Origin of the sequence: Acidovorax sp. FHTAMBA, assembly GCF_038958875.1 — a bacterium.
GTDB lineage: Bacteria > Pseudomonadota > Gammaproteobacteria > Burkholderiales > Burkholderiaceae_C > Acidovorax.
On record NZ_CP152407.1, the window covers coordinates 823,516 to 848,799 of the forward strand.

The following is a 25,284-nucleotide window of genomic DNA, read 5'->3' on the forward strand; positions in this document are numbered from 1 at the left end:
AGACTGTTACGCGCGGTGAAAAGCTTGGCCGCACCTCCACTCCTATGATTTCCGCCGCCAGGGCCCGATAGAGGTCGCTGCAAATCATGGAGGGATTTCAACAATGAGTTTTTTGGCTTGGCCTTTGGAGACCAACCGCATTCGGCGCGATGTGACGAATAACACTTTCGGCACAGTCCGTAGAAACGCCGACGGCACGAAGCGCGATCACCAGGGGTGGGATTTGGTGGCGACGCCGCTTACGGCTTGTTATGCGATTGCTGAGGGGGTGATTCGAAAAAGTGAGAACCACAGCCCTAAAGGACACGGCAAATTGGTGATCCTTGAGTTTGTGTTTCAAGGGCGCACTCTGTTTGCTTTGTATTCGCACCTCAGCTTAGTTTCAGTTGTGCGTGGGACCAAGGTTTCACAAGGAGAGGTCATCGCGTACACAGGGAACTCGGGCAACGCCAGTGGCATGGCTGGCGAAGACCAGCATTTGCATTTTGAAGTTCGCACCGAGCTGGATGCTGGAAGGGGTCTGGCCGGGCGTGTTGATCCCAAAACACTGTACGGAAGAGCGCCCCGTGAATACACCATCGTTGAATCCCATGGGCAAAAGCGATTGTTGAATCCAAGCGGAACGGGGCTCAAAATCAACGCGGGGGATATGAGGCGATGGTAAGCATCAAACAGATGCCTTTGCTGCTTCTTTGTGTGGCACTGTCAGCGTGTAGGCCTGCGGGTCACGGCGGGGCCGAAGCCACTGATGTGGCTTCCCGCTTGATTGGGCATGAGTACGCTGTGGTCCCCCTCGGCGACACCGTTGCAGAGGGGCTTGCATGTAAGTTCGCTTCCAGTGACGACGTGCGGCAAGCGAGCGTTGAGAAAACGGGTTGGACCCGCGGTCTGCTGTTGTGCGGCGATAGCGTGCCGTACCTGTTCTTGGCCAAGAGCATTGGAGTTACGCAGTTTGCAATGTCGGGCGGTGACCCATCCCAGCCGTACCCGCGCAACAAAATCTTGGCTGTCCAGCAGCTACCCAAAGTTTCCAACTTCAGCACAGACGGAGATGGCTCCGAGCTACCGGAGCTTGTGGACTCCTTTGCAGGACAGTGCGACCTTGACGGACGCGGAGGGACCAGCTTTGTGGCCTTGGTACGCTGGAATGGCGAGGCCACGTTGCAGGGGCCACCAGGCGTGGAAGCCGCTTGGGGATTTGATGTGGAGGCTGCCCGTGTGGTGCCGCTGGACCCGCAGCGGCTCACTTGCGAGCCGATGTTGATGGAGTGATTCAAGGCGCGTCGCCCCGCGCAATCACAGAGATGCCCCAATAACAAAAGGCCGACCACCTTTCGGTTGGACGGCCTTTGTGCTTGCCGGGTTTGGCGGGAACTGGCCGCCTTCTTCAGGACAATCAGTCCGCAAACGTCCCCGCCGCCTTGATCACAGCACCCCACTTTTCAATCTCTGCGGCCACAAACTTCTTGTGCTCGGCGGGTTCGATGCGCTTGTCGGTGATCACCACTGCGCCCAGGCCTTCCTGCTTCTTGATGAAGTCCGCGTCCTTCAGGGCAACTTTCAGCGCGTCGTTGATCTTGGTGACCACCGCGGCTGGGGTGCCCTTGGGGGCGTACAGGCCGTGCCAGATGGTCACGTTGAAGTCTTTGAGCCCTGCCTCGGCCAGTGTGGGCAGATCTTTGAGGGCAGGGGTGGTAAGGCGCTTGTTGGTGGTCACGGCGTAGGCCTTGACCTTCTTGCCTTCGATCTGCGGCGTGGTGTTGGTCGTCTGGTCGCACAGCAGGTCGATCTGGCCGCCGATCAGGTCGGTAATGGCGGGGGCGGTGCCCTTGTAGGGAACCGTGGTCATCTCGACGTTCATGGCGTTCTGGAACATCAGGCCGCACAGGTGGGAGGCAGCGCCCAGGCCGGCATTGCCCAGGTTGATCTTGCCCTTGTTCTGGTTGATCCAGGTGGTCAACTCTTTCATGTTGTTCGCCGGCATGGTGGGGCGAGCAATCAGAGTCATGGGCACATCGTTGACCATGCCCAGGTATTCAAAGTCATTGGGCACGCTGAACGCCAGCTTGCGGTACAGCGCGGGCATGGTGGACATGCCGATGTGGTTGAGGAGCAGCGTGTAGCCATCGGGTGCGGCGCGGGCGACACGGGCAGCGCCCACCGAACTGCCAGCGCCTGCGGTGTTGTCCACCACCACGGTAGCACCCAGTGGGCCGCGCAGCGCTTCGGCCAGGTCGCGTGCCACGCGGTCGGTGGGGCCGCCAGCAGCGAACGGCACCACGATGGTCACGGTCTTGTCCTTGGCGGGATAGTCTTGGGCGCTCGCGCCAAAAGCGGTGGCTGCCGCTGCAGCGATCAGAGCAAGTTTCAGCGTTGTTTTCATAATCTCTCCAGTGAATGACGGGCCATGATAGCGAGGGGGGTTTACGGGAGCATTGCGGATATTACGTAGCCTGCTGCCGACAGGGTTTCTGCAAAAAAATGGCCCGTAGCGCTTGTAAATAAAGCGTTCGGTGCTATCAATTAATTAGCAATCCTAGGGTAAACACTGCGGGCTGCTGGCACGCAAGTTGGGCACTTATTGCGCTGCCGCAAACCCGTTGGGCACCGCAAAAGCGCCGCGCGGTGCGCGTGCTTTGTGCCCTGCCTCCGGCGCTCTTGCACCGGAACCCGGGCCCCCCGAGATCGGGGAAGCCCGGGCTTTTACTTGTAGCTGCGCGCGTCTTCGATGACCTTGCCATCGTTGGGCAGGGTGCCAGGGGCCACCATCTGCACTTCGCCGCGCAGCTTGGTCACTTCGCGCATCGCGTCGCTCAGCTGGCGGGCCAGCCCCTCGGCGGTCTCCACTGTCTCGACCTGCAGCACCATCTGGTCGTTGGCCATTTCGCCGCTGACCACGAGCCGGGCGCGCTGCACCTGCGGAAAGCGCCGCGCAATGGTGGCGATCTGCCCCGGATGCACAAACATGCCGCGCACCTTGGTGGTCTGGTCGGCCCGGCCCATCCAGCCCTTGATGCGGGTGTTGGTGCGGCCGGTGGGGCACTGGCCTGGCAGCACCGCCGACAGGTCGCCGGTGCCAAAGCGGATCAGCGGGTAATCGGGGTTGAGCGTGGTGATGACCAGCTCGCCCACCTCGCCCTCGGGCACCGGGTCGCCGGTGCCGGGGCGCACGATCTCGACGATCACGCCTTCGTCCAGCACCAGGCCTTCGCGTGCACTGGTCTCGTACGCAATCAGGCCGAGGTCCGCCGTGGCGTAGCACTGGTAGCCCGCGATGCCGCGTTCGGCAAACCAGTCGCGCAGCGAGGGCGGAAACGCCTCGCCCGACACCAGCGCCTTGGTCACGCTGGGCAGCGCCACGCCCATCTCTGCGGCCTTTTCGACAATGATCTTCAGAAAGCTGGGCGTGCCGATGTAGCCCGCTGGCTGCAGCTCGGCCATGGCTTGCACCTGCTGCTCGGTCTGGCCCGTGCCACCGGGGAAGACGGTGCAGCCCAGCGCGTGGGCGCCGGTTTCCATCATCGAACCCGCAGGCACAAAGTGGTAGCTGAAACTGTTGTGGATCAGCTCGCCACTGCGAAAGCCCGCGGCATGGATGGCCCGCGCCATGCGCCAGTAGTCAGGCCGCGTGCCCTCGGGCTCGTAGATGGTGCCGGGGCTGGCAAACACGCGGGTCATGCCGGGCCCAAAGCCCAGCGCGCTGAAGCCCCCAAACACATTGGCCGCGCGGCCCGCCTGCTGGCGCTCCAGCAGTTCGTACTTGCGCGTGACGGGCAGCTGCGCCAGCGCTGCGCGGGTGGTAACGGTCGATGCGTCCACGCCCGCGAGGATGCTGGCAAACGCCGGCGACGCCTTCTGGGCATGGGCGATCTGCTGCGGCAGCGCCGCCATCAAGGCCGCTTCGCGCTCGGCGGGGCTGCGCGTTTCCAGGGCGTCATAAAACGTGCTCATGCCTGGGGTTCCTTGTGAGGTGGTTTAAGGTGAAATTGGCCTCTGGCGCTTATCCATAAAGCGCAAGCAGCTATGAAATAAGGAGTGATTCGTTCAGCGTTTGAAAAGGTGCGGAGCCTGGAATACCGGCGCTGCCGAAGGCCAGCGCCACCGCCCAAGGGCCGCCCCGCCGCGCTGGTGGCGTCCCCCTGAGGGGGAAGGCGCGTCAGCGCCACAGGGGGCTCCTCAAGCCAACCAGCGCTTGCGCCGCTTGTAGCTTTTGACATCCTTGAAACTCTTGCGCTCGCCGCCGCCCACGCCCAGGTAGAACTCCTTGACGTCCTCGTTGTTGGCCAGGTCGCTGGCGGCACCGTCCATCACCACGCGGCCGCTCTCCATGATGTAGCCGTAGTCCGAATATTTGAGGGCCATGTTGGTGTTCTGCTCGGCCAGCAGGAAGGTGACCTTCTCCTTGGTGTTCAGGTCCTTCACGATGTTGAACACCTCCTCCACGATCTGCGGCGCCAGGCCCATGGAGGGTTCGTCCAGCAGCACCATGCTGGGGTTGGCCATCAACGCGCGGCCAATGGCGCACATCTGCTGCTCGCCGCCCGAGGTGTAGGCCGCCTGCGATGTGCGGCGTGTCTTGAGGCGCGGAAAGTAGTTGTAGACCTTCTCCAGGTTGGCCGCGATCTCGGCCTTGCTGGTGCGGGTGTAACTGCCCGTCATCAGGTTCTCTTCAATCGTCAGGTGGGCAAAGCAGTGCCGCCCCTCCATCACCTGCACCACGCCGCGCTGCACCAGGTCGGCGGGCGAGAGGTTCTCGATGCGCTCGCCACGCAGCTCGATGCTGCCCTTGGTGACCGCCCCACGCTCGCCCTGCAGCAGGTTGGACACTGCACGCAGTGTGGTGGTCTTGCCCGCCCCGTTGCCCCCCAGAATGGCCACGATGGAGCCCTCGCGCACCTGCAGCGAGACGCCCTTGAGCACCAGGATCACATGGTTGTAGATGACCTCGATGCCGTTGACGTTGAGAACGATATTGCTGTTGGAGTCCATGGTGTTGCCTTCCTGTACCAATCCAAAGGGCTGTTGCCCAACCCTTTGGATTGGCGGCTGCCCCCGAGAGCGCAACCGCGAATCACTGGCGGTAAAAACCGTCCCAGCCCAAGCGAGGAACGCCGCGCAAGGGCCGCCCCGCCGCGCTGGTGGCGTCCCCCTTCCCGCAGCGCGAAGCGCTAAGAGAGAAGGGGGAAGGCGCGTCAGCGCCTCAGGGGGATGGTCCGAATCAAGACTGGCAGTCCGCTGCGTCGCGTCGCGTCATCTTCTTGTCGGCCAGGTACTTGTCCGCACCGGCCTTGACCATGGGCTTCAAGATCTGCTCATCAGCCTGGTACCAGTCCGACGAGAAGTTCCACTTGGCGCCATCCCAGGTGTGCACGCGGGCCCAGGTGGAGCCCATGTGGTCGGCGCAGCTGGTGGACAGTGGGCGCATCACGCCGCTGAAGCCCAGCGCGTCCAGCTTCTTCTGGTCCAGCGCCAGGTTTTCCATGCCCCAGCGCACTTGTTCGCCGGTCATGACCTTGCCCTTACCAAAACGTTCCTGCGCGCGGCGCACGGATTCCACGGCCAGCATCTGGATGATCACACCGCGTGTGTACAGCACCGAACCCACTTCGTCCTTGGGGCCCGTGCCCTGGCCTGCGCCATGCACGTGCTTGAGGATGTCCTGGATCACCTTGGGCTGCTGGCCCGAGGTGTTCAGTGTCAGTGCGTTGTAGCCCTTGGCACCGTCGCCCACGTCACGCACGTCCGGCTCGGCACCAGCCCACCACACGCCGTACATCTTGTCGCGCGGGTAGCCCGTGGCCTGCGCTTCCTTCAGCGCGGTGGAGTTCATCACGCCCCAGCCCCACAGCAGCACGTAATCGGGACGGCTCTGGCGCACCTGCAGCCAGGTGGCCTTCTGCTCCACGCCGGGTGCGGTCACGGGCAGCAGCTGCAGTTCAAAGCCGTGCATCTTGGAGCGCTCCTGCAGCAGCGGGATGGGCTCCTTGCCGAACGGACTGTCGTGGTACACCAGCGCGATCTTCTTGCCCTTGAGCTTGTCGAGGCCGCCGTTGGTCTTGCCCAGGTGCTGGATCAGGATGTCGGCGCCCGTCCAGTAGCTGCCCATGAAGGGGAAGTTCCACTTGAACGCCTGGCCGTCCTGCGCTACCGACAGGCCATAGCCCAGCGTCATCAGCGGGATCTTGTCCACGGGGGCCTTTTCGGTCAGCGCAAAGGTGATGCCGGTGGCCTGGGGGTCAAACAGCGTCACGCCGGGGCGGCTCTTGAGGCGCTCGTAGCATTCCACGCCGCGGTCGGTGGCGTAGCCGGTTTCGCACTCTTCAAAGGTCAGCTTCACACCGTTGATGCCGCCGTCGCGGGCGTTGATCATCTTGATGTAGTCCTGCTTGCCATTGGCCCATGGCACACCGTTGGGAGCGTAGGGGCCGGTGCGGTAAGACAGCAGCGGGAAGAACTGCTCCTTGGCCTGCGCAAGGGCGCTGGTGGTGACGGCGGAGGCGCCGGCAGCAATCACCGCAGCGGCGATCACGAGTTTGGAAAGCTTCATGGATGTCTCCTTTGAATGAATGTGTTGAAGCACGGGGGAAAACCGGATGGAACAGACAGTTAACGCGTCAATGGGGGCGGAACGTATCGGGAATTGCGAGTACGGGGTTTCCTCAGGGACCGCCCGCTCAGTGCGGGAAGGGCCACAGGCGCAGTTTCTGCTTGGCGGTGGACCACAGCTTGGCCAGGCCATGCGGCTCCACGATGAGGAACCAGACGATCAGTGCGCCAAAGATCATCAGCTCGGCGTGGGAGATGCCGGCGGTGGAGACCTCGATGCCAAAAATCCCCATGAAGGCCGGCAGGAACTGGTTGAGCACGATGGGTAGCACCACGATGAACGCCGCGCCAAAAAAGCCCCCCATGATCGAGCCGAGCCCGCCAATGATCACCATGAACAGCAGCCGGAATGAGATCTCTACCGAGAAGGCCGCAGGCTCCCATGCGCTCAGGTGCACGAAAGCCCACAGTGCACCGGCCATGCCCACGATGAACGAGCTCACGGCAAAGGCGCTGAGCTTGGCGTACATGGGGCGGATGCCGATCACCGCTGCGGCCACGTCCATGTCGCGGATGGCCATCCACTCCCGGCCAATCGCGCCGCGCACCAGGTTCTTGGCCAGCAGGGCCACCACCACCAGCAGCGCCAGACAAAAGAGGTACTTGCTGGTGGCGCTCTCGATGGGCATGCCGAACACCTGCAGGTTGTTCACCGACACCGAGCCCGAGTCGGAGTTGTTGGTGAACCACTTGATGCGCAGGAACATCCAGTCGCTGAAAAACTGCGCCGCCAGCGTGGCCACGGCCAGGTACAGGCCCTTCACGCGCAGGCTGGGCAGCCCGAACAGGATGCCGAAGAACGTGGCGCACAGGCCGCCCAGGATGAGCGCCGGAATCAGCGGCATGCCCGGAAAGCGCACGAAGAAGTTGTAGGCCCCGTAGGCCCCCACGGCCATGAAGGCACCCGAGCCCAGCGAGATCTGGCCGCAGTAGCCCACCAGGATGTTCACCCCCAGCGCCGCCATGGCCATGATGACGAACGGGATCAGGATGGCGCGGAAGAGGTAGTCGCTGGCCAGCATGGGCACGGCGATGAAGGCAATGGCCAGGATGATGGCCAGCGCAATGCGGTCCTGCGCGATCGGGAAGATCTGCTGGTCGGCGCGGTAGCTGGTCTTGAACTGGCCGTTTTCGCGGTAGAGCATGGAAGTCTCCTGTTGTTCTTATGGGTTACACGCGATCAATGATTTTTTCCCCGAAGAGCCCCTGGGGCCTGAAGAGAAGAAACACCAGCGCCAGCACGTACGCAAACCAGATCTCGATGCCCCCGCCCACGAACGGGCCCAGGTACACCTCGGAGAGCTTCTCGCCAACACCGATGATCAGCCCGCCGATGATGGCGCCCGGCACGGATGTGAGGCCGCCCAGGATCACCACCGGCAGCGCACGCAGCGCCACCGTGGTCAGCGAGAACTGCACCCCGAGCTTGCTGCCCCAGATCATCCCCGCCACCAGGGCCACCACACCCGCCACGCACCACACGATCACCCAGATGCGGTTGAGCGGAATGCCGATGGACTGTGCCGCCTGGTGGTCGTCCGCCACGGCCCGCAGGGCGCGGCCGGTGGAGGTCTTCTGGAAGAACACCGACAGCAGGGCCACCAGCGAGGCAGCAATGGCGGCGGCAATCACGTCTTCCTTGTTGATCAGGATGCCACCCTGGAAAACGCTGTCGAGCATGAAGATCGGCTCCTTGGGCATGCCGATGTCGATCTTGTAGATGTTGCTGCCAAAGATCGTCTGGCCCAGGCCTTCCAGAAAGTACGTGATGCCCAGCGTGGCCATCAGCAGCGTCGCACCTTCCTGGTTGACCAGGTGGCGCAGCACCAGGCGCTCGATCAGCCACGCCACCGCAAACATGATGGCGCCGGCGATCACGAAGGCCACCAGGTTGGCAACGATGAGGTTGTCGATGCCGGTCCACTTGGGGATCCACTCGGCAAAGCGCGCCATGGCCAGGGCTGCGAACAGCACCATGGCGCCCTGCGCAAAGTTGAACACGCCAGAGGCCTTGTAGATGAGCACGAAGCCCAGCGCCACCAGCGAATACAGCATGCCGGCCATGAGGCCGCCGATCAGTGTTTCAAGAAAGAATGCCATGTTGCTTTTCCCTGCCTTTTAGTGGCTGGTTCCCAGGTAGGCGCTGATCACGTCTTCGTTGTTGCGGACTTCGTCGGGGCTGCCGTCACCGATCTTCTTGCCGTAGTCCAGCACCACCACGCGGTCGGAGATGTCCATCACCACGCCCATGTCGTGCTCGATGAGCACGATGGTGGTGCCGAACTCGTCGTTCACATCGAGGATGAAGCGGCACATGTCCTGTTTTTCTTCCACGTTCATGCCGGCCATGGGCTCGTCGAGCAGCAGCACCTGCGGCTCCATGGCCAGGGCACGGCCCAGATCCACGCGCTTTTGCAGGCCATAGGGCAGCTGGCCCACGGGGGTCTTGCGAAAGGCCTGGATTTCCAGGAAGTCGATGATGTGCTCGACGTACTCGCGGTGGCGGATCTCCTCGCGCTCGGCCGGGCCGATGCGCAGCGCCTGCATCAGCAGATTGCTTTTGATCTTGAGGTTGCGGCCGGTCATGATGTTGTCGATCACGCTCATGCCCTTGAACAGTGCCAGGTTCTGGAAGGTGCGCGCCACGCCCATCTCGGCCACCTGGCGTGAGTTCATGTGCGAGAACGTCTTTCCCCGGAAGGTGATGGAACCCTCGGACGGCGTGTACACGCCGTTGATGCAGTTGAGCATCGAGCTCTTGCCCGCGCCGTTGGGGCCGATGATGGCGCGGATCTCGTGCTCCCGGACGTTGAACGAGATGTCGGTCAGCGCCTTCACACCGCCAAACCGCAGGCTGATGTTCTTGACGTCGAGGATGACGTCGCCGATCTTCTTTTTGGTCATGGATGGATGCCTGGACTCAATGGATGGGAGTGCGTGATCACGCGGCCTTCTTGACCGGTGCAAACGTCTTGGTGTCCGACAGCTTCAGCGTGGCGCTCACGCTGCCCGTGCGGCCGTCCTCGAACTTGACCTGGGTCTCGATGTACTGCTCGGTGCGGCCTGCGTATAGCGCATCCACGAGCACCGCGTATTTCTCGGCAATGAAGCCGCGGCGGACCTTGTTGGTGCGTGTGAGTTCGCCGTCGTCGGCATCCAGCTCCTTGTGCAGCACCAGAAAGCGGCTGACCTGGCTGCCCGCCAGCATGGTGTCGGTGGCGAGGTCGGCGTTGACCTTCTCGATGCACTCGCGGATCAGCTCATACACCTCGGGCTTTTGCGCCAGGTCGGTGTAGCCCGCGTAGGGCAGGTTGCGGCGTTCGGCCCAGTTGCCCACGGCGTCGAAGTCGATGTTGACCATTACGCACACCTTCTCGCGGCCATCGCCCAGGGCCACCACTTCCTTGATGTGCGGGAAGAACTTGAGCTTGTTCTCCACGTACTTGGGCGCAAACATCGCGCCGTCGTTGGCGCCGCCCTTGATGCGGCCCACGTCTTTCACGCGGTCGATGATCTTGAGGTGGCCGTGCGCGTCCAGAAACCCGGCGTCGCTGGTGTGGTACCAGCCATCGGCGGTGAGCACCTCGGCCGTGGCCGTGGGGTTCTTGTAGTACTCCTTGAGCAAGCCGGCGGACTTGACGAGGATCTCGCCGTTGTCGGCCACCTTGATCTCCACGCCGCGGATCGGCACGCCCACCGTGTCGGCGCGCGCCTGGTTGTCGGGCTGCAGGCAGACGAACACGGCGGTCTCGGTGGAGCCGTACAACTGCTTGAGGTTGATGCCGATGGAGCGGTAGAAGGTGAAAAGGTCCGGGCCGATGGCCTCGCCTGCCGTGTAAGCCACACGCACGCGGCTGAAGCCGAGGTTGTTGCGCAGCGGGCCGTACACCAGCAGGTTGCCCAGCGCGTACTTGATGCGGTCGATCGTGCCCACGGGCTCGCCGTCCATCAGGGCCGGGCCCACGCGTTTGGCCACGCTCATGCAGGCCTCGAACATCTTGCGCTTGATGGTGCCCGCGTCTTCCATGCGGATCATCACGCTGGTGAGCAGGCCTTCAAAGATGCGGGGGGGCGCAAAGTAGTAGGTGGGGCCGACTTCTTTCAGGTCGATGGTCACCGTGCTGGCCGACTCGGGGCAGTTCACCACATAGCCGCAGGCCAGCCACTGCGCATAGCTGAAGATGTTCTGGCCGATCCAGGCCGGGGGCAGGTAGGCCAGCACCTCTTCGCTGCTGGTGAGCCTGTCGAACTCTGCCCCCGCGCTGGCGCGGTCCAGCAGCGTGCTGTGCGTGTGCACCACGCCCTTGGGGTTGCCGGTGGTGCCCGAGGTGAAGAACATGGCGGCCACGTCGTCGGGCCGGGCCTTGGCGACCTCGCTCCGAAACCACTCGGGGTTTTTGGCGACGTGCGCCTTGCCGGCTTCGATCAGCGAGTCCAGCGACGCCAGACCCTGTTCCTCGTAGTTGCGCAGGCCGCGCGGGTCGTCAAAGTAGATGTTCGAAATCTGGGGGCACTGCTCGCGGATCTCCAGAATCTTGTCCACCTGCTCCTGGTCTTCCACCAGGCAAAAGCGCACCTCGGCGTTGTTGAGCGGGAACACGCATTCGGCCCCCACGGCATCCTGGTACAGCGGCACCGGAATGGCGCCCAGCGACTGGGCGGCCAGCATGGTGGCGTACAGGCGGGGGCGGTTGGCGCCGATCACCACCATGTGTTCATGGCGGCGCAGGCCCGCCAGGTGCAAGCCCGCCGCCACCTGTTCCACCAGCTGCACCAGGTCGGCCCAGCTGTGGGTTTGCCAGATGCCATATTCTTTTTCGCGCAGTGCCGGTGCGGTCGGGCGCTCGGCGGCATGCTTGAGCAGCAGTTGCGGGAACGTGGTCAACATTGCAGCTTCCTAAAAGTGTGGGTGTCAGCCGGGTGACAGTCGGTGGCGCGGCCTTGTGGCAGCGCGTTGGGTCCAATGCTAGGACTCACTTTGACGTCATCTTGTCTTTCCGACGACAATTTGCGGGTAAGTCCTTATCAGGTGAAACCCTGCCCGCCGCCGGGCGGTATCCTTGGGCCGGTGAACACGCCCTCCATGTACGCACCGTTCTTCGGTCTTCAGCACCCCCCGTTTTCCATCGCCCCGGACCCGCGCTACCTGTTCATGAGCGAGCGGCACCGGGAGGCGCTGGCGCACCTGCTGTACGGGCTGGATGCAGGGGGAGGTTTTGTGCTGCTCACCGGCGAAGTGGGGGCGGGCAAGACCACCGTGTGCCGCTGCTTTCTGGAACAGATTCCGGCGCACTGCAACGTGGCGTACATCTTCAATCCGAAGCTCACCGTGGGCGAGCTGCTGCGCACCATCTGCGACGAGTTTGGCGTGCCGCACCAGCCCACCGTACCGGGGGTGGAGACCGTCAAGGACTACATCGACCCGCTCAATGCCTCGCTGCTGGCTGCGCACGGCGCAGGGCGCAACACCGTGCTCATCATCGACGAGGCGCAGAACCTGTCGGCCGATGTGCTGGAGCAGCTGCGCCTGCTCACCAACCTGGAGACCAGCGAGCGCAAGCTGCTGCAGATCATTCTCATCGGGCAGCCCGAACTGCGTGCCATGGTGGCCCAGCCGTCGATGGAGCAACTGGCGCAGCGCGTGATTGCGCGGTTTCACCTGGGGCCGCTCAGCCCGCAGGAGACCGAGCAGTACATCGCCCACCGCCTTGCCGTGGCGGGGCTCAACGGCCCGCTGCCTTTTGACCGGCGGGCCCTGCGCCGGGTGCAGGAGATTTCGCAGGGCATTCCGCGGCGCATCAATCTGCTGTGCGACCGCGCGCTGCTCGGCGCCTACGCCGAGGGGGCCCGGCAGGTCACGCGCGCGATCGTCAACCGTGCCGCGCGCGAGGTATTCGATGCGCCGGGGTCTGCACAGGCTTTGCGGGGTGCGCGGGCCACGCTGCCCCGGTGGGTGTGGGCCAGCGTGGGGGCCGTGGCCGGCGCGGCGGCCGTGGTCGCGCTGGGCGCGGGTGTGGGGGTATTGCCCTGGAACCTGGGGGAGCCGCAGCCTGCCCCCCGGGCGGCCGCCTCCAGTGCAGGCAGCAGCGCAGTGGCCCAGAGCGCGGGCGCACCGGCATCTGGTCCGCAGGGCAACCCAGGCACGGCGGATGCGGTGGCACCGCGTGCGGCGACGTCTGCGCTGGAGCCTTTTCTGCAGGCACAACCGGCAAACGATGCGTCAGCCTGGCAGGTGCTGGCGTCTGCGTGGGGGGCTGCGGTACCGGCGGGCGCCGACGCCTGCGCCACCTTGCCGCGTGAGGGCCTGCGGTGTTACCGCAACCGCCGCGCTGGTCTCAACCTCGTCCGCCAGATGGACCGGCCGGTGGTGCTGGCACTCTATCCCGCGGAAGACGCCGAGGTGCCCGTGTCGGTGGTGCTTCGCAGCCTCGAGGGCGACATGGCCGTGCTGGAAGGCGGCGGCCGCACTGTGCAGCTGCCGGTGGCCGAGCTGGCCCAGGTCTGGCGCGGCGAAATGGCCACGCTGTGGCGCACCCCGCCGGGCATGCCCGAGCGCGGCGACATCGTGGACAGCCCGGAAGGCGCCGCATGGCTGGACCTACAGCTGGCCTCCAGGGCCGCGGGCGGCAACGGCCCCGGCAGCCGCCCGATGACGCCCGCATTGCGCCAGTCGCGCATTCACCGTTTCCAGCTGGCCCAGGGCGTGACGCCCGACGGCCGGGCTGGCCCCCTGACCCTCATGCTGCTCAATCGCGCGACCGGTGTGAGTGAGCCGCGCTTGCGCACCGGAGGCTGAAAAAGTGTCTTACATCCTCGATGCGCTGCGGCGCGCAGACGCCGAGCGGTCCCGTGGCGACGTGCCCGGGCTGCACACTCCTGCCATCCCGGTGCCTGCAGCCGTTTCTGCCGAGCGACGCACTGCATCGGCGCCGCTGACCCTGCTGGCCGGGGCCGCGCTGGTGGTGGCCGCATTGGCAGCGGGCATGACCTGGTGGGTGGCGCAGCGCAGCGCGCCTGGCGGGGGCGTGGTGCTGGCGGGCGCTGCCCCCACCCCGTCACCCCTTCCTTCCCCAGCGGCTTCACCCGCCGCTGCGGTCGCGTTGCCGGCGCAACCCGCGGCCTCGTCTGCCGCGCCGGTGCCCGCCGCGCCCACCAGCCCGCCGGTCACCACGGCGGCGCCTGCCCCGGCAGCCATGCCAGTGCCCCGCCCGGCCGAGAGCCCTGCAGCGCCCGCAGCCCGAGAGAAAAAGCCCTCGCCCGCCGTGGCGCGCGCCGCACCTGCCGAGCCCGCCCCACCGCGCCCCGCGCGTGAAGCGGCGCGCGAGAGTGTGCGGCCCAGCGCGCCCGCCCCCCGCACGCCGGACGCCGCACCTGCGCCAACCACCGCGCCGACCGGCACCGTGTTTGCCCAGGCCGACCTGCCCGAGGCGGTGCGTGCGCAACTGCCCGTGCTCAAGATATCGGGGGCCACCTACTCCTCCAACCCCGTGTACCGCATGGCGATCGTGAACGGCCAGGTCTTGCATGAAGGCGACCTGGCTGCACCCGGGTTGCAGCTCGAAAAAATCGAGCAGGGCCGCACGATCTGGTCGTTTCGGGGCTACCGCTACGGGCTGGCTTCGCAGTAGAAAATATCAGTCAAAATGGCCGCTAGCGCTTAATGGTAAAGCGCGAACAGCTATTAAAAATGTAGCGATAACGTGCCGTGGCAAGCAGCGCTGCCACGTACAACCGGCTACCGGATGAACCTGCCGTCGCGCCCCACCAGGGTCAGCTCCACGAAGCGCGATGCGTTGCGTTCGGGCGTGGTGGCATTGATTTCAAAGCCGCCCAGGTCCCATTTCTTGAGGTTCCAGGTGGCGTCGATGAACGCAGCCCGTGTGGGGTTGCGGCCCGCGCGCTGCAGGGCCTCGGCAAACACCCGGGCGTTGATGTAGCCCTCCAGCGCCAGGTGCGAGGGCTCGGCCGTGGCGCCCGACGCTTTCCAGGCGGTTTGAAACTCGCGCACCACGGGCATCACCGCGTTGGAGGGCAGCGGCACCACCTGCGAGATGGCCATGCCGGTGGCATCGGCGCCCAGGGCCTTCACGGTGGCGGGGGTGCCCATCACCGACAGCGCATACAGCGTCACGCCCCGCTTGAGCGCCCGGAACGCCTTCACAAACTCCATCGTCGGTTTGCCCGCCAGGCCGATCACGATCGCCTCCAGGTTGCCCCCTGCCAGCTTGGCCGCGGCGCTGCCAGCGTCGGAGGCGTTGTTCTCGACCGTCACGGTCACGGCGTCGGGCAGCTTGAGGCGGTCCATCGACTGCTTGGCGGCGGTGTAGACCTCTTTGCCAAAGGAATTGTTCTGATAGACGATGCCGATGCGCTGGATGCCGATGGTGGACAGGTGCTGCACCAGCTTCTCGGCCTCGTCGGCGTAACTGGCGCGGATGTTGAACACACTCTTGGCCTTGGTGCGGCTGAGCTGCGCACCGGTGAACGGTGCGAAGAACGGAATGCCGCTGTCGATCACCTTGGGCAGCATGGCATCGATCATCGGCGTGCCCATGCAGTTGAACAGCGCGAACGTGCCCGGATCGGCCATGAACAGCTCCACGTTCGCCAGCGCCTTGGGTACTTCGTAGGCGTCGTCCTGCGTGACGAGTTCTATGGTCTTGCCGTGCACGCCACCGCGCGCATTGATGCCTGCAAATGCGGCCTTGGCGCCCTGGTGCATGGCCGAGCCCAGATCGCCCAGGGGCCCTGTGAGCGCAGTGGACTGGGCGATCCGGATGGTGCTTTCCTGCGCGCGGGCGGCGCCCCCCCAGCCCAGCCAGGGAAGGCTGGCAGCGGCTGCGGCCAGGACCTGGCGGCGCGCCAGCGGGCGTGGGTGGTGCAGCGCGGGGCGCTGGAGGTCTGTGTTTGACGGCGGGGTGTGCATGGTGCGGGTCTCCTCAAAGCGCCCCGGGGTCGCACGACCTTGGCTTCCGGGGCGAGGCGACATCATCCGGCTTCAATTGACATTTTTTTGTCGTTCTGACGACAATCAGGGTCGTGGTATTCCCGCACCTTCCGGCGCGTTGCCGTTCCCTTTTTCCTTGTTGTTTTCACTCTGACCACGCTGTGCCATGGACTCTCGCATGAACCAGGACCTGTCGTTGCACCAGCGGCGCCGCTCGCCCACGCCGCAGGAGCTGGAGGGCATTCCCTGGCTGGGCCTGCTGCTGCCCGCCGAGCGCGAACGCGCCGTCGCATCGTTGCTGGTTGGCGACGCCAACGCGGGCGACTATGTATGCCGCGTGGGCCGCCCGGTGACCTACTGGTTTGGCGTGGTCGAAGGCCTGCTCAAGATGAGCAGCGATGACGCCCAGGGCCAGACCATGACGTATGCCGGCCTGCCGCCCGGCGGCTGGTTTGGCGAGGGCACCACCATCAAACGCGAGCCCTACCGCTACAACATCCAGGCGCTGCGCAAAAGCGTGGTGGCGGGTTTGCCCATTGACAGCTTTCACTGGCTGCTGGACCACTCCATCGGCTTCAACCGTTTTGTGATGAACCAGCTCAACGAGCGCCTGGGCCAGTTCATTGCCGCGCGCGAGATCGACCGGCTGAACAACCCCGACGTGCGTGTGGCGCGCAGCCTGGCGTCGCTGTTCAACCCGGTGCTCTACCCCGGCGTGGGCGAGGTGCTGCGCATCACGCAGCAGGAGCTGGCGTATCTGGTGGGCCTGTCGCGCCAGCGGGTGAACGAGGCGCTGGCGGCGCTGGAAGCGCAGGGCGCCATCCGTGTCGAATACGGTGGCCTGCGGGTGCTCGACCTGGCGGCGCTGCGCTCGAGTGTCTCCCCTCCCTGAGTAACCGCTGCGCGGCTTCCCCCGGGGGACTGCGCCCTCGTTGCGGTGCGCGCCGTGATGTGACGACCGGGGTGGGTTCAGCTGCGCGGCAATGCGGGAGCGCGCGGGGCGGCTGTGGGTGCTGGCGCGGGCACGGCCAGCGGCGGTGTGGCGGATTGGGCCGCGCCCCAGCTCTTTTCATCGCCCCCGTCGCGCGTGAGGCGAAAGGTGCCCACCATCTGCGTCAGGCGCCCGGCCTGGTCCTTGAGGCTGTCGGCGGCGGCGGCGCCTTCCTCCACCAGTGCGGCGTTCTGCTGGGTCATTTCCTCCAGCTCGCCCACTGCCCCGCTCACCTGGCCGATGCGCTGGCTCTGTTCCTGCGTGGCAGCCGTGATCTCGCCCATGATGTCCGACACCCGGCGCACCGACTGCACCAGCTCATCCATGGTGGTGCCCGCATGGTGGACCAGGGTGCTGCCTTCCTGCACCTGGTCCACACTGGCACCGATCAGGGCCTTGATCTCGCGCGCCGCGTTGGCCGAGCGGCCCGCCAGGCTGCGCACCTCGCTTGCCACCACCGCAAATCCGCGCCCCTGTTCACCCGCGCGGGCGGCTTCCACGGCGGCGTTCAGCGCGAGGATGTTGGTCTGGAAGGCAATGGAGTCGATCACGCTGATGATGTCGGCGATCTTGCGCGAGCTGGCGCTGATGGTGTCCATGGTGCGCACCACCTGTGACACCACCTCGCCGCCGCGCGTGGCCGCATCCGAGGCGGTGGATGCCAGCTGGTTGGCCTGGCGGGCGGCGTCGGCGCTCTGGGCCACCGTGCCGGTCAGGTCCACCAGCGAATTGGCGGCGCTTTGCAGGTTGTGCGAGGTCTGTTCGGTGCGCTGGCTCAGGTCCAGGTTGCCCGAGGCCACCTCGGAGCTGGCCACGAGGATCGAATCCGCCGTCTGCCCGATCTCGCCCACCAGCGAGCGCAGGCGGTCCTGCATGGCGTCGATGGCGCCGAGCAGGCGGCCGGTTTCGTCCTGGATGCGTACTTCCACCTGCGAGGTGAGGTCGCCGCGGGCAATGCGCTCGGCCACCACGACAGCCCGGCCTATGGGCGCAGTGATGCTGCGCGTGATGCGCCAGGCGATCAGCGCCCCCAGCCCGATCGCCAGCAGCACCAGCAGCCCGGCCACGGTGCGGGCCTGGACTTGAGTGCGCTCAGCCGAAGCGGTGGCTTCGGCGTTCAGTCTGCCCTGCAGGTCCACCAGCTCGCGCAGCTTGCCGCGCCAGGCGGTTTCAGCAGGGGCCACGCGCGTCATCAGCGCCAGCGTGGCACTCACGGTGTCGCCTTCATCGGCGGACTTGATGGCGTTCTCCAGTTCCGGCCGTGTCCTGGCACCCAGTGCCTGCACCTCTTGCAACAGCCGCATTTCCGCGGCCGAGCCGCCGCCAGTCGCCAGCAGTTCGGCCAGTGCCGCCTCCTGACGCGCATATTCCCTGAGCGTCCCGGCCACGCCTTCGATCTGCTCGCGCGCCTGCTTGGGGTCAATGTCGTTGAGCATGGCTGCCGACCGGCTCTGGATGCCCATCGCGCCCACGCTTTCAAGCATGCCGTTGACCAGCACCGACTTCTGGGCGCCCAGGCCGGTGATCAGCCGCATCTGCTCGTGCACCTTGCCCACCGAGAACTGGCCAACGGCGGCCACCGCTACCACCAGCACCAGCATGCACCCGAACCCCAGCCCGAGCCGCGTGGATATCGACAGCGATTTCAATGACGTTGCGGCCTGCATGGTGTTCCTTGTATGAAGCGTTTTGACGGTGCCATGCCCCATGCAATGACGGTGCCAGTTCTCCCCGACGGCAGATGAGTCTCACAGGCTGCCATTGGCGGCAGTGTAGGGAGGAATTACAAAATGTGTCATGACGCTTGTGGATAGCGGCATGCCCATTGCGCATGGGGTGTCTGTTACAACTTCGCCGGACGTGCTGGCGATTGTGCGCGCGCCCGTACCGGTTGTTGCGGTCGACGTGAAAAACGTTTCAATCGCTTATTGATAAACAACTAATAGCTATTAATAAAATAGCATTTTGACGCGTGGGGCATGGAGAGATGCTCCCCCGAAAAGCGACCCATCAGGTATAAACCCGTTACAGATGTGAGGCCTCCCCGATGAAACTGCATTCCCTTCTTTCAGTGCGCCGCACTGCCGCCGCGTGGCTGGCACTTGTGGCGGGTGTGGCGTTGACGGGCTGCGCCACGGCGCCTGCACCCGAGACCAGCCAACGTGAACTGGTGGTCGCGGTGACGGACTCGCACGAGCTCATCACCTTCAACGCCGCACAGCCCGCCCAGATTCTGGAGCGGCGCCCGGTCACCGGGCTGCCCGCGGGGGAGCGGCTGGTGGGCATCGACTTCCGGGTGGCGCGCGGCGTGCTGTATGCGCTGTCGCAGGCGGGCAGGCTCTACACGCTCGATATACCTACCGGTGCCCTGCGCCCTGTGGGAGCGGCGCCGGCGATTGTGGCGTTGAAAGGCACTTCGTTCGGCTTCGACTTCAACCCGGCAGCAGACCGGATCCGCGTGGTGTCCAACACCGGCCAGAACCTGCGGCTGCACCCGGATACCGGCGCCGCAGTGGACGGCGACGCTGCCCTGGAGGGCGTGCAGCCTGACCCGTCCTTGCGATACGCCTGGAGCGATGCCAATGCCGGCCGCACGCCGGATATCGTCGGGGCGGCCTACACCTACAACACGCAGGACAGCAAGCTCACCACCAACTACGCCATCGATCGCGCGCTCGGTGTGCTGGTAATGCAGGGATCGCGCGAGGGCACCACGCCGGTCGTGTCGCCCAACACGGGCCAGTTGCGCACCGTGGGGTCACTGGGGCTGCCGCCGCTGACCGACGTGGCGTTTGACATCTCTGACGTTGACAACACGGCCCTGATTGCCGTGCGCACAGCGGCGGACCGCCAGACGCGCCTGCACCTGGTGGACTTGCGCACCGGCACCACCCGGCCGCTGGGGACCGTGGGCGAGGGCGCCGCGCTGCTGGGCATGGCCATCGAGCCATGACCACCACCGGGAGCCGCCGCGCTGCGCTGCGCGCCGGGGGCAGGGCCGCTGGCCGGGGCGTGCTGGGCGCCTTCTGTGCGCTGGGGCTGGGGCTGGGCGCGCACGCCGCAACCGTGCAGGTGGAGGTGCTGGACGCGGCAGGCCAGCCACTGGCCGATGCGGTGGTGTTTCTGGAATCGCCCGAGGCCCGCAAGGCGGTCAGGCCCCTGGCGGGCGCCGAGATGGCACAGGAAAAGCGGCAGTTCGTACCCGGTGTGCTGGTGGTGCCCCTGGGGACCGAGGTGCGGTTCCCCAACCACGACACCGTGCGCCACCACGTCTATTCGTTTTCGCCTGCCAAGAAATTCGAGCTCAAGCTCTACACGGGGATGCCCTCCAACCCGGTGCGGTTCGATCAGCCCGGGGTGGCTGTGCTGGGGTGCAACATCCATGACCAGATGGTGGGCTGGATCGTGGTGGTGGACACTCCGCATTTCGCCCGCACACCGGCAGCGCCAGGCCGGGCGCAGATCGACAATGTGCCGCCTGGCGCCTACACCCTGCGCACCTGGCACGCGCGCCTGCCGGTGGGCGCCCCTGCGCAGGAGCAGACACTGACCGTGCCCCCCGCAGGAGGCGCGGTGGCCACGGTGCGCCTGGCAGGGTTGCAGCCTTGATGCAGTGGCGCCTGCTGCGGCACAGCCTGATCCTGCGGCTGGTCGGGCTCTCGCTGTTGCTGCTGCTCCTGGTCCAGGCGGCGGGCTTTGCGGTGGTGCGGGCCACCATCGACCGCAATGCACGGGCCCAGATCGCGCAGGCCCTCGATCTGGATGAAAACGTGTGGCGTCGCCTGCTCGAGCAGAACGCCGAGAAGCTGCGCCAGGGCTCGGCCCTGCTGGCTGCCGACTACGGTTTTCGCTCGGCCGTGAACTCGGGCGATGAGGACACCATCCAGTCGGTGCTGGAGAACCACGGCAGCCGCATCGGGGCCACCGTGGCTGCCTTGCTCGGTACCGGCATGGAAGTGCGGGCGGTCAGCCTGACTGGCTCCATGAACGCATTTGCGGACGCCCTGCGCGACGTGGTGCCGCCGCTGGCCGTGCAGCCCCAGGGCAGCCAGATCGCGGTGGTCGATGGTGTGCCCTACCAGTTTGTCATGGTGCCGCTGCGCGCGCCGGTGGTCATCGGCTGGGTGCTGATGGGCTTTCCGGTCAACCAGCCGCTGGCCGACGAAGTGCGGCAGCTGCTGTCAGTGCACGTGGCGCTGGTGGTGACGGATGCCGGCGGCGCCACAAAGGTGCCAGTGAGCACGCTGCCGCCCGGGCCGCTGGCGCAGCTGCAGCGGGAGGGTGTGCCCTCGGGCGAGCTGCAGACGCCGGACGGCACCTTGCTGGCCCGCGCCATCCGCCTGGACAGCGTGGGGGGCGATGTGCAGGCGCTGCTGCTGCGTTCGGTGGAAGAGGTCATTGCACCCTACCGCCAGCTGCAGGTGCTGCTTGCCATCATCACTGTGGCGGGTGTGCTGCTGTTTGCCGTGGGCACGGGGCTGGTGGCGCAAAGGCTCACCACGCCGCTGCGCTCGCTGCTGGCCGCCACGCAACGGCTGTCGCGCGGCGAATACGATGTTCCGCTGGACCACACGCGCCGCACCGATGAGATTGGCAACCTGGCGCGTTCGTTCGACCTCATGCGTGTGGACATCGGTGCGCAGCAAACCGAGATCCGCCGACTGGCCTACTGGGACCGGCTGACCGGCTTGCCCAACCGCGAACGTTTTCGCGACGCCGTGGTGCAGGCCATCGCGAGCCCTGCCAGCCCCGTGCAGCCGCTGGCCGTGCTCACCCTCGATCTGGACCGGTTCAAGCATGTCAACGACGTGCTGGGGTACGCCTTTGGCGACCGTCTGCTGCAGGCCGTGGCCGAGCGCCTGAGCCAGCAGGTGCGCTCGCCCGATGACATGGTGGCCCGCTTGGGCGGCAACGAGTTCGCGATTCTTTTGCACCGCGCCGATGCCGCGGCTGCCCACGATGTTGCGCTGCGGATCAACCAGTCGTTCGAGGACCCCCTGGCGTTCGAAGACCAGACGGTGGACCTGAGCGCCGGGATCGGCTTTGCCTGCTGGCCGGGGGATGCGGACGACGCCGACACCCTGCTCAGCCGGTCAGAGATCGCCATGTATGCCGCCAAGCGCAAGCTCAGTGGTGCACTGCAGTACGACGCGGCTTTCGACTCGACGAGCACGCAGACGCTGTCGCTGCTGAGTGAGCTGCGCCACGCGGTGGAACACCATGAGCTGCGCCTGTACCTGCAGCCCAAGGTGGGATTGCACGGGCAGCCGGGCCTGGCGGCCGAGGCGCTGGTGCGCTGGCAGCACCCGCAGCGCGGCCTGGTGCCGCCCATGCAGTTCATCCCGTTTGCGGAGCAGACCGGGTTTGTGCGCCACCTCACGCTGTGGATGTTTGAAGAAGTGGCGCGCCTGCTGGCCGACCCGCGCACCCAGGGCCTGCCGCTCAGGGTGTCGGTCAACCTCTCCACCCGCGACCTGCTCGACCCTGAGTTGAGCCACCGGCTGGCCGACATTCTGCTGCGCCACGGGGTAGCGGCCAGTGCGTTTTGCCTGGAGATCACCGAGAGCGCGATCATGGACGACCCGCAGCGTGCCGAGGCCATGCTCAACCGCCTGTCGGAGCAGGGGTTCAAGCTGTCCATCGACGATTTCGGCACCGGGTATTCATCGCTGGCCTACCTCAAGCGCCTGCCGGTGGATGAGCTCAAGATCGACAAGTCGTTTGTGATGGGCATGGAAACGGGCGAGGACGACGCGATGATCGTGCGCTCGACCATCGACCTGGCGCATAACCTGGGGCTCACCGTGGTGGCCGAGGGTGTGGAGACCGCCGCCATCCTGGAGCGGCTGCGCATCCTGGCCTGCGATGAGGCGCAGGGTTATCACATCGCGCGGCCCCTGCCGGTGGACGATTTTCTGGCCTGGCAGGCGCGCCCAAGGTAGCTTGCAGCAGCCCGTTGCATCGCCGTTTTTGGGGGCTAAGAACCTGTTCAAAATCTTTTTGGTGATTGCATTGGAGTGCAATCGGGATGAGTGGATGCCTCGGGTGCGCCGCATGGGCTCGTGCCCATGCAAGCAGCCGGGGCGTTCAATCGCCCGATTTCACTCCAACCCTTCGGGCAAGTGCCTTGCCGGGCGGTCTGCGGCGTTGCGGCGCTTGCCAATAGCCGGGCTATTGGCGGCTCACCGCGCCTTGCATCCCATCCCGGCAAGGTACTTGTGCAACTCCAAAAAGACTTTGAACAGGTTCTAAGCAGTCCACAGGCGAAAATACACGCAATGTCTTCCTCCTCCTCTCGCCCGCCTGCGGGCCCCGCCGCCGCCCCAGCCTCCGACGTTGGCGGCCCATCGTCTTCTGCGCCTGCGGCCGGTCGGCCCGTGCTGCGCCGCCCGACCCTGGCGGCCAAACCCGCCCCGCCCACGCGGCCTGCGCCGCCGCCCCGGGCCCCACGGCCCGACCGCGCGCCCGCGCCGTCGGGTTACCGTGTGGCATCGGGCGCGTTTGTGGCGCCCGTGCGCCAGGTGCCTGCGTCTGCCACCAGCACCGTGGGCGGCCTGCCCACCTCGCGCCTGAACAAGCGCATGGCCGAGCTGGGCCTGTGTTCGCGCCGCGAGGCCGACGACTGGGTGGAGCAGGGCTGGGTCAAGGTCAACGGTGTGTTGGCCACCATGGGCCAGCAGGTTACGGCGGCCGACCGCATCGATGTGGACAAGATTGCCCAGGGTTTCCAGGAGCAGCGCGTCACCATCCTGCTGAACAAACCCATTGGCTATGTGAGCGGCCAGGCCGAGGACGGCCACACGCCCGCCGTTGCGCTGATCAATCCCCGCACCCACTGGCGCGACGACCCCAGTCGCAACCGCTTCTCGCCGCCGCAGCTGCGGGGCCTGGCACCTTGCGGACGGCTCGATATCGACTCGGTGGGCCTCTTGGTGCTGACGCAGGACGGCCGCGTGGCCCGGCAGATCATTGGCGAGGACTCCGAGATGGAAAAGGAGTACCTCGTGCGCGTGGTCTACCCGGCACCGGGCCAGGCGGTGCCACGCCACCCCGGCGAGCGCTCCGCGCCGCTGCAGGAAATCGACGAGCGTGACCCGGTCAGCACCAACGTGCAGGCGGTGTTTCCCCGAGAGTTGCTGGAGCGCCTGCGCCATGGCCTGAGCCTGGACGGCGAGCCGCTCAAGCCCGCCAGGGTCGATTGGCAAAACCCCGAGCAGCTGCGTTTTGTGCTCACGGAAGGCAAAAAACGCCAGATCCGCCGCATGTGCGAGCTTGTGGGCCTCAAGGTGGTGGGCCTCAAGCGCATCCGCATCGGCCGCGTGACCCTGGGCAACCTGCCCGTGGGGCAGTGGCGCTACCTGTCGCCCAACGAGCGGTTCTGAAGACCGCTGGCCTCACACCGCATTCCCGAACGGAGCCGTCCGCATGCCCAATCCCTCTCGGCCGCGCGCCGCTTTGGCACCAGTCCCCCGATCCAATCCGCTGCGCCAGCTGCGCGCCTCCGATCTGCGCGGTGTGGCACGGCTGGCAACGCAGGCCACCACCAGCATCAGCCACGTGGCCGAGGGCGTGCACCAGTCGGTGCTGGGAACGCTGGGGCTTCCCGGGGGGGCGCAGCCGGGGCAGGCTCGCGGGCTCACGGGGCTGGTGTACCAGAGCATCCGGGGTGTGACCCGCCTGGTCGATGCGAGCCTGCAGGCCGGCCTGGCGCGGCTGGAGCCGTTTTTTGGCCCTGATGAGCCCCCTTCATCGGTGCACTGGGAGCGCGAAGCCGTACTGGCCGCCCTCAATGGCGTGATGGGTGACCGCCTGCAACATGACAACAACCCGCTGTGCACGCGCATGGGGTTCTATCGGGATGGCCAGCCCCTGGACCTTGCCAACCTGGCTGCCAGCGGCGCTGCCACCGGCAAGCTGCTGGTGCTGGTTCATGGCCTGTGCATGAACGATCTGCAGTGGCGGCACCAGGGCCATGACCATGGCGCGTACCTTGCGCAGGCGCTGGGCTACACCCCGGTCTACCTGCGCTACAACACGGGCCTGCACACCTCGGAAAACGGCGCGCAGCTGGCGGCGCAGCTGGAATCGCTGATCACCGCCTGGCCTGTGCCCGTGACCGAGTTGGCCTTGCTGGCCCACAGCATGGGGGGGCTGGTGGCCCGCAGCGCCTGCCAGCAGGCGCAACAGGCGGGCGGGCAGGGCTGGCTGGCGCTGCTGCGCCACCTCATATTTCTGGGCACTCCCCACCACGGCGCGCCGCTGGAGAAAGCGGGCCACTGGGTCGATACCCTGCTGGGCAGCACACCGTATTCCCGCCCCTTTGCACGGCTGGCGCAGCTGCGCAGTGCGGGCATCACCGACCTGCGCTACGGCCACGTGCTGGAGTCTGACTGGCAGGGGCGTGACCGCTTCCTGCGCCATCCCGACCGTCGCACGCCGGTGCCGCTGCCCGAAGGCGTGGCGTGTTTTGCCATCGCGGCCACCCTGGCGCCGCGGCGCAGCCCGTCGGCGGAGCGGCTGGTGGGGGACGGGTTGGTGCCCTTGCGCAGCGCGCTGGGCATCCACGATGATGCCCGGCGTACCCTGGGTTTTGGCAAGGCCCGGCAGGCCGTGTACCACCGCATGGGCCACCTGGCGCTGCTGGGCGACGCCGATGTGGCGCAGCAGCTGCAGCACTGGCTGGAGCCAGCATGAGGCGAACCTGGTGGCGCCTTCCCGGGTGCGCAAGCGGTGTCGATGG

At 66.0% G+C, this 25,284-nt stretch carries 21 protein-coding genes; 11 read left to right on the top strand and 10 right to left on the bottom strand.

Going from position 1 to position 25,284, the window contains the following annotated elements; genetic code table 11:
• The first annotated feature begins 103 nt into the window (after positions 1-103).
• Positions 104-664 carry a M23 family metallopeptidase gene (locus AAFF19_RS03840; protein WP_182119703.1) on the top strand — a complete coding sequence of 187 codons (561 nt, stop codon included), beginning with the start codon at positions 104-106 and terminating at the stop codon, positions 662-664.
• 464 nt (positions 665-1,128) lie between these two features.
• On the top strand, positions 1,129-1,272 hold the full coding sequence (locus AAFF19_RS03845; RefSeq protein WP_182119704.1) for a hypothetical protein: 144 nt from the start codon (positions 1,129-1,131) through the stop codon (positions 1,270-1,272).
• Positions 1,273-1,396: 124 nt separating this feature from the next.
• On the opposite strand, the gene AAFF19_RS03850 is transcribed toward AAFF19_RS03845, so the two are convergent.
• The 8 genes from AAFF19_RS03850 to AAFF19_RS03885 all read right to left on the bottom strand — a co-directional run bounded on the left by AAFF19_RS03850 (position 1,397) and on the right by AAFF19_RS03885 (position 11,494).
• Positions 1,397-2,383: a tripartite tricarboxylate transporter substrate-binding protein gene (locus tag AAFF19_RS03850; protein WP_008907131.1), complete on the bottom strand. Its 987-nt coding sequence runs from the start codon at positions 2,381-2,383 to the stop codon at positions 1,397-1,399.
• Positions 2,384-2,703: 320 nt separating this feature from the next.
• Entirely contained in the window at positions 2,704-3,951 is a 1,248-nt protein-coding gene (locus AAFF19_RS03855; protein WP_182119705.1) for an AMP-binding protein, read from the bottom strand.
• 225 nt (positions 3,952-4,176) lie between these two features.
• Entirely contained in the window at positions 4,177-4,989 is an 813-nt protein-coding gene (locus tag AAFF19_RS03860) for an ABC transporter ATP-binding protein (RefSeq protein WP_008907133.1), read from the bottom strand.
• Between the two features lie 229 nt (positions 4,990-5,218).
• On the bottom strand, positions 5,219-6,547 hold the full coding sequence (locus tag AAFF19_RS03865; RefSeq protein WP_182119706.1) for an ABC transporter substrate-binding protein: 1,329 nt from the start codon (positions 6,545-6,547) through the stop codon (positions 5,219-5,221).
• 127 nt (positions 6,548-6,674) lie between these two features.
• The gene (locus AAFF19_RS03870) at positions 6,675-7,751 is read right to left on the bottom strand and encodes a branched-chain amino acid ABC transporter permease (protein ID WP_008907135.1); all 1,077 of its coding nucleotides are present in this window, start codon (positions 7,749-7,751) and stop codon (positions 6,675-6,677) included.
• Positions 7,752-7,776: 25 nt separating this feature from the next.
• Positions 7,777-8,706 (bottom strand): branched-chain amino acid ABC transporter permease, encoded by a 930-nt coding sequence (locus tag AAFF19_RS03875; RefSeq protein ID WP_008907136.1) that lies wholly within the window; start codon positions 8,704-8,706, stop codon positions 7,777-7,779.
• Positions 8,707-8,724: 18 nt separating this feature from the next.
• Positions 8,725-9,510: an ABC transporter ATP-binding protein gene (locus tag AAFF19_RS03880; protein ID WP_008907137.1), complete on the bottom strand. Its 786-nt coding sequence runs from the start codon at positions 9,508-9,510 to the stop codon at positions 8,725-8,727.
• A 37-nt stretch (positions 9,511-9,547) separates the two neighbouring features.
• A complete protein-coding gene (locus tag AAFF19_RS03885; protein ID WP_342721344.1) occupies positions 9,548-11,494 on the bottom strand; it encodes an AMP-binding protein in 1,947 nt (648 codons plus the stop codon).
• A 195-nt stretch (positions 11,495-11,689) separates the two neighbouring features.
• Here AAFF19_RS03885 and AAFF19_RS03890 point away from each other — a divergent pair, with 195 nt between their 5' ends.
• Positions 11,690-13,402, top strand: coding sequence for an AAA family ATPase (locus tag AAFF19_RS03890; protein WP_342721827.1), 1,713 nt, complete (start codon positions 11,690-11,692; stop codon positions 13,400-13,402).
• Positions 13,403-13,406: 4 nt separating this feature from the next.
• Entirely contained in the window at positions 13,407-14,234 is an 828-nt protein-coding gene (locus tag AAFF19_RS03895; RefSeq protein ID WP_342721345.1) for a general secretion pathway protein GspB, read from the top strand.
• Positions 14,235-14,341: 107 nt separating this feature from the next.
• On the opposite strand, the gene AAFF19_RS03900 is transcribed toward AAFF19_RS03895, so the two are convergent.
• A complete protein-coding gene (locus AAFF19_RS03900; protein WP_182119709.1) occupies positions 14,342-15,532 on the bottom strand; it encodes an ABC transporter substrate-binding protein in 1,191 nt (396 codons plus the stop codon).
• 199 nt (positions 15,533-15,731) lie between these two features.
• On the opposite strand from AAFF19_RS03900, the gene AAFF19_RS03905 reads away from it, so the two are divergent.
• Positions 15,732-16,445 carry a Crp/Fnr family transcriptional regulator gene (locus tag AAFF19_RS03905; RefSeq protein WP_008905267.1) on the top strand — a complete coding sequence of 238 codons (714 nt, stop codon included), beginning with the start codon at positions 15,732-15,734 and terminating at the stop codon, positions 16,443-16,445.
• A gap of 77 nt (positions 16,446-16,522) precedes the next feature.
• Here AAFF19_RS03905 and AAFF19_RS03910 read toward each other — a convergent pair whose 3' ends face one another.
• Entirely contained in the window at positions 16,523-18,211 is a 1,689-nt protein-coding gene (locus tag AAFF19_RS03910; RefSeq protein WP_008905268.1) for a methyl-accepting chemotaxis protein, read from the bottom strand.
• 130 nt (positions 18,212-18,341) lie between these two features.
• Between AAFF19_RS03910 and AAFF19_RS03915 the strand changes: the two genes are divergently transcribed.
• The 6 genes from AAFF19_RS03915 to AAFF19_RS03940 all read left to right on the top strand — a co-directional run bounded on the left by AAFF19_RS03915 (position 18,342) and on the right by AAFF19_RS03940 (position 25,238).
• A complete protein-coding gene (locus tag AAFF19_RS03915; RefSeq protein WP_342721346.1) occupies positions 18,342-18,476 on the top strand; it encodes a hypothetical protein in 135 nt (44 codons plus the stop codon).
• A 115-nt stretch (positions 18,477-18,591) separates the two neighbouring features.
• On the top strand, positions 18,592-19,497 hold the full coding sequence (locus tag AAFF19_RS03920; protein WP_034694433.1) for a DUF4394 domain-containing protein: 906 nt from the start codon (positions 18,592-18,594) through the stop codon (positions 19,495-19,497).
• The gene (locus AAFF19_RS03925; protein ID WP_008905270.1) at positions 19,494-20,153 is read left to right on the top strand and encodes a methylamine utilization protein; all 660 of its coding nucleotides are present in this window, start codon (positions 19,494-19,496) and stop codon (positions 20,151-20,153) included. Before AAFF19_RS03920 ends, AAFF19_RS03925 begins: the two co-directional genes overlap by 4 nt.
• A complete protein-coding gene (locus tag AAFF19_RS03930; protein ID WP_182119711.1) occupies positions 20,153-22,486 on the top strand; it encodes an EAL domain-containing protein in 2,334 nt (777 codons plus the stop codon). Before AAFF19_RS03925 ends, AAFF19_RS03930 begins: the two co-directional genes overlap by 1 nt.
• A gap of 336 nt (positions 22,487-22,822) precedes the next feature.
• Complete coding sequence (locus AAFF19_RS03935) at positions 22,823-23,926, top strand: pseudouridine synthase (protein ID WP_246330915.1); 1,104 nt, start codon at positions 22,823-22,825, stop codon at positions 23,924-23,926.
• A 43-nt stretch (positions 23,927-23,969) separates the two neighbouring features.
• Positions 23,970-25,238 (top strand): alpha/beta hydrolase, encoded by a 1,269-nt coding sequence (locus tag AAFF19_RS03940; RefSeq protein WP_182119712.1) that lies wholly within the window; start codon positions 23,970-23,972, stop codon positions 25,236-25,238.
• The last annotated feature ends 46 nt before the right edge of the window (positions 25,239-25,284 follow it).

Bases quoted from the DNA above. Each gene is read 5' to 3' on its own strand.
- AAFF19_RS03840 (WP_182119703.1), top strand. From the start codon at position 104: ATGAGTTTTTTGGCTTGGCCTTTGGAGACCAACCGCATTCGGCGCGAT.
- AAFF19_RS03850 (WP_008907131.1), bottom strand. From the start codon at position 2,383: ATGAAAACAACGCTGAAACTTGCTCTGATCGCTGCAGCGGCAGCCACC.
- AAFF19_RS03855 (WP_182119705.1), bottom strand. From the start codon at position 3,951: ATGAGCACGTTTTATGACGCCCTGGAAACGCGCAGCCCCGCCGAGCGC.
- AAFF19_RS03860 (WP_008907133.1), bottom strand. From the start codon at position 4,989: ATGGACTCCAACAGCAATATCGTTCTCAACGTCAACGGCATCGAGGTC.
- AAFF19_RS03865 (WP_182119706.1), bottom strand. From the start codon at position 6,547: ATGAAGCTTTCCAAACTCGTGATCGCCGCTGCGGTGATTGCTGCCGGC.
- AAFF19_RS03870 (WP_008907135.1), bottom strand. From the start codon at position 7,751: ATGCTCTACCGCGAAAACGGCCAGTTCAAGACCAGCTACCGCGCCGAC.
- AAFF19_RS03875 (WP_008907136.1), bottom strand. From the start codon at position 8,706: ATGGCATTCTTTCTTGAAACACTGATCGGCGGCCTCATGGCCGGCATG.
- AAFF19_RS03880 (WP_008907137.1), bottom strand. From the start codon at position 9,510: ATGACCAAAAAGAAGATCGGCGACGTCATCCTCGACGTCAAGAACATC.
- AAFF19_RS03885 (WP_342721344.1), bottom strand. From the start codon at position 11,494: ATGTTGACCACGTTCCCGCAACTGCTGCTCAAGCATGCCGCCGAGCGC.
- AAFF19_RS03890 (WP_342721827.1), top strand. From the start codon at position 11,690: ATGTACGCACCGTTCTTCGGTCTTCAGCACCCCCCGTTTTCCATCGCC.
- AAFF19_RS03900 (WP_182119709.1), bottom strand. From the start codon at position 15,532: ATGCACACCCCGCCGTCAAACACAGACCTCCAGCGCCCCGCGCTGCAC.
- AAFF19_RS03905 (WP_008905267.1), top strand. From the start codon at position 15,732: ATGAACCAGGACCTGTCGTTGCACCAGCGGCGCCGCTCGCCCACGCCG.
- AAFF19_RS03910 (WP_008905268.1), bottom strand. From the start codon at position 18,211: ATGCAGGCCGCAACGTCATTGAAATCGCTGTCGATATCCACGCGGCTC.
- AAFF19_RS03915 (WP_342721346.1), top strand. From the start codon at position 18,342: ATGACGCTTGTGGATAGCGGCATGCCCATTGCGCATGGGGTGTCTGTT.
- AAFF19_RS03920 (WP_034694433.1), top strand. From the start codon at position 18,592: ATGAAACTGCATTCCCTTCTTTCAGTGCGCCGCACTGCCGCCGCGTGG.
- AAFF19_RS03925 (WP_008905270.1), top strand. From the start codon at position 19,494: ATGACCACCACCGGGAGCCGCCGCGCTGCGCTGCGCGCCGGGGGCAGG.
- AAFF19_RS03930 (WP_182119711.1), top strand. From the start codon at position 20,153: ATGCAGTGGCGCCTGCTGCGGCACAGCCTGATCCTGCGGCTGGTCGGG.
- AAFF19_RS03935 (WP_246330915.1), top strand. From the start codon at position 22,823: ATGTCTTCCTCCTCCTCTCGCCCGCCTGCGGGCCCCGCCGCCGCCCCA.
- AAFF19_RS03940 (WP_182119712.1), top strand. From the start codon at position 23,970: ATGCCCAATCCCTCTCGGCCGCGCGCCGCTTTGGCACCAGTCCCCCGA.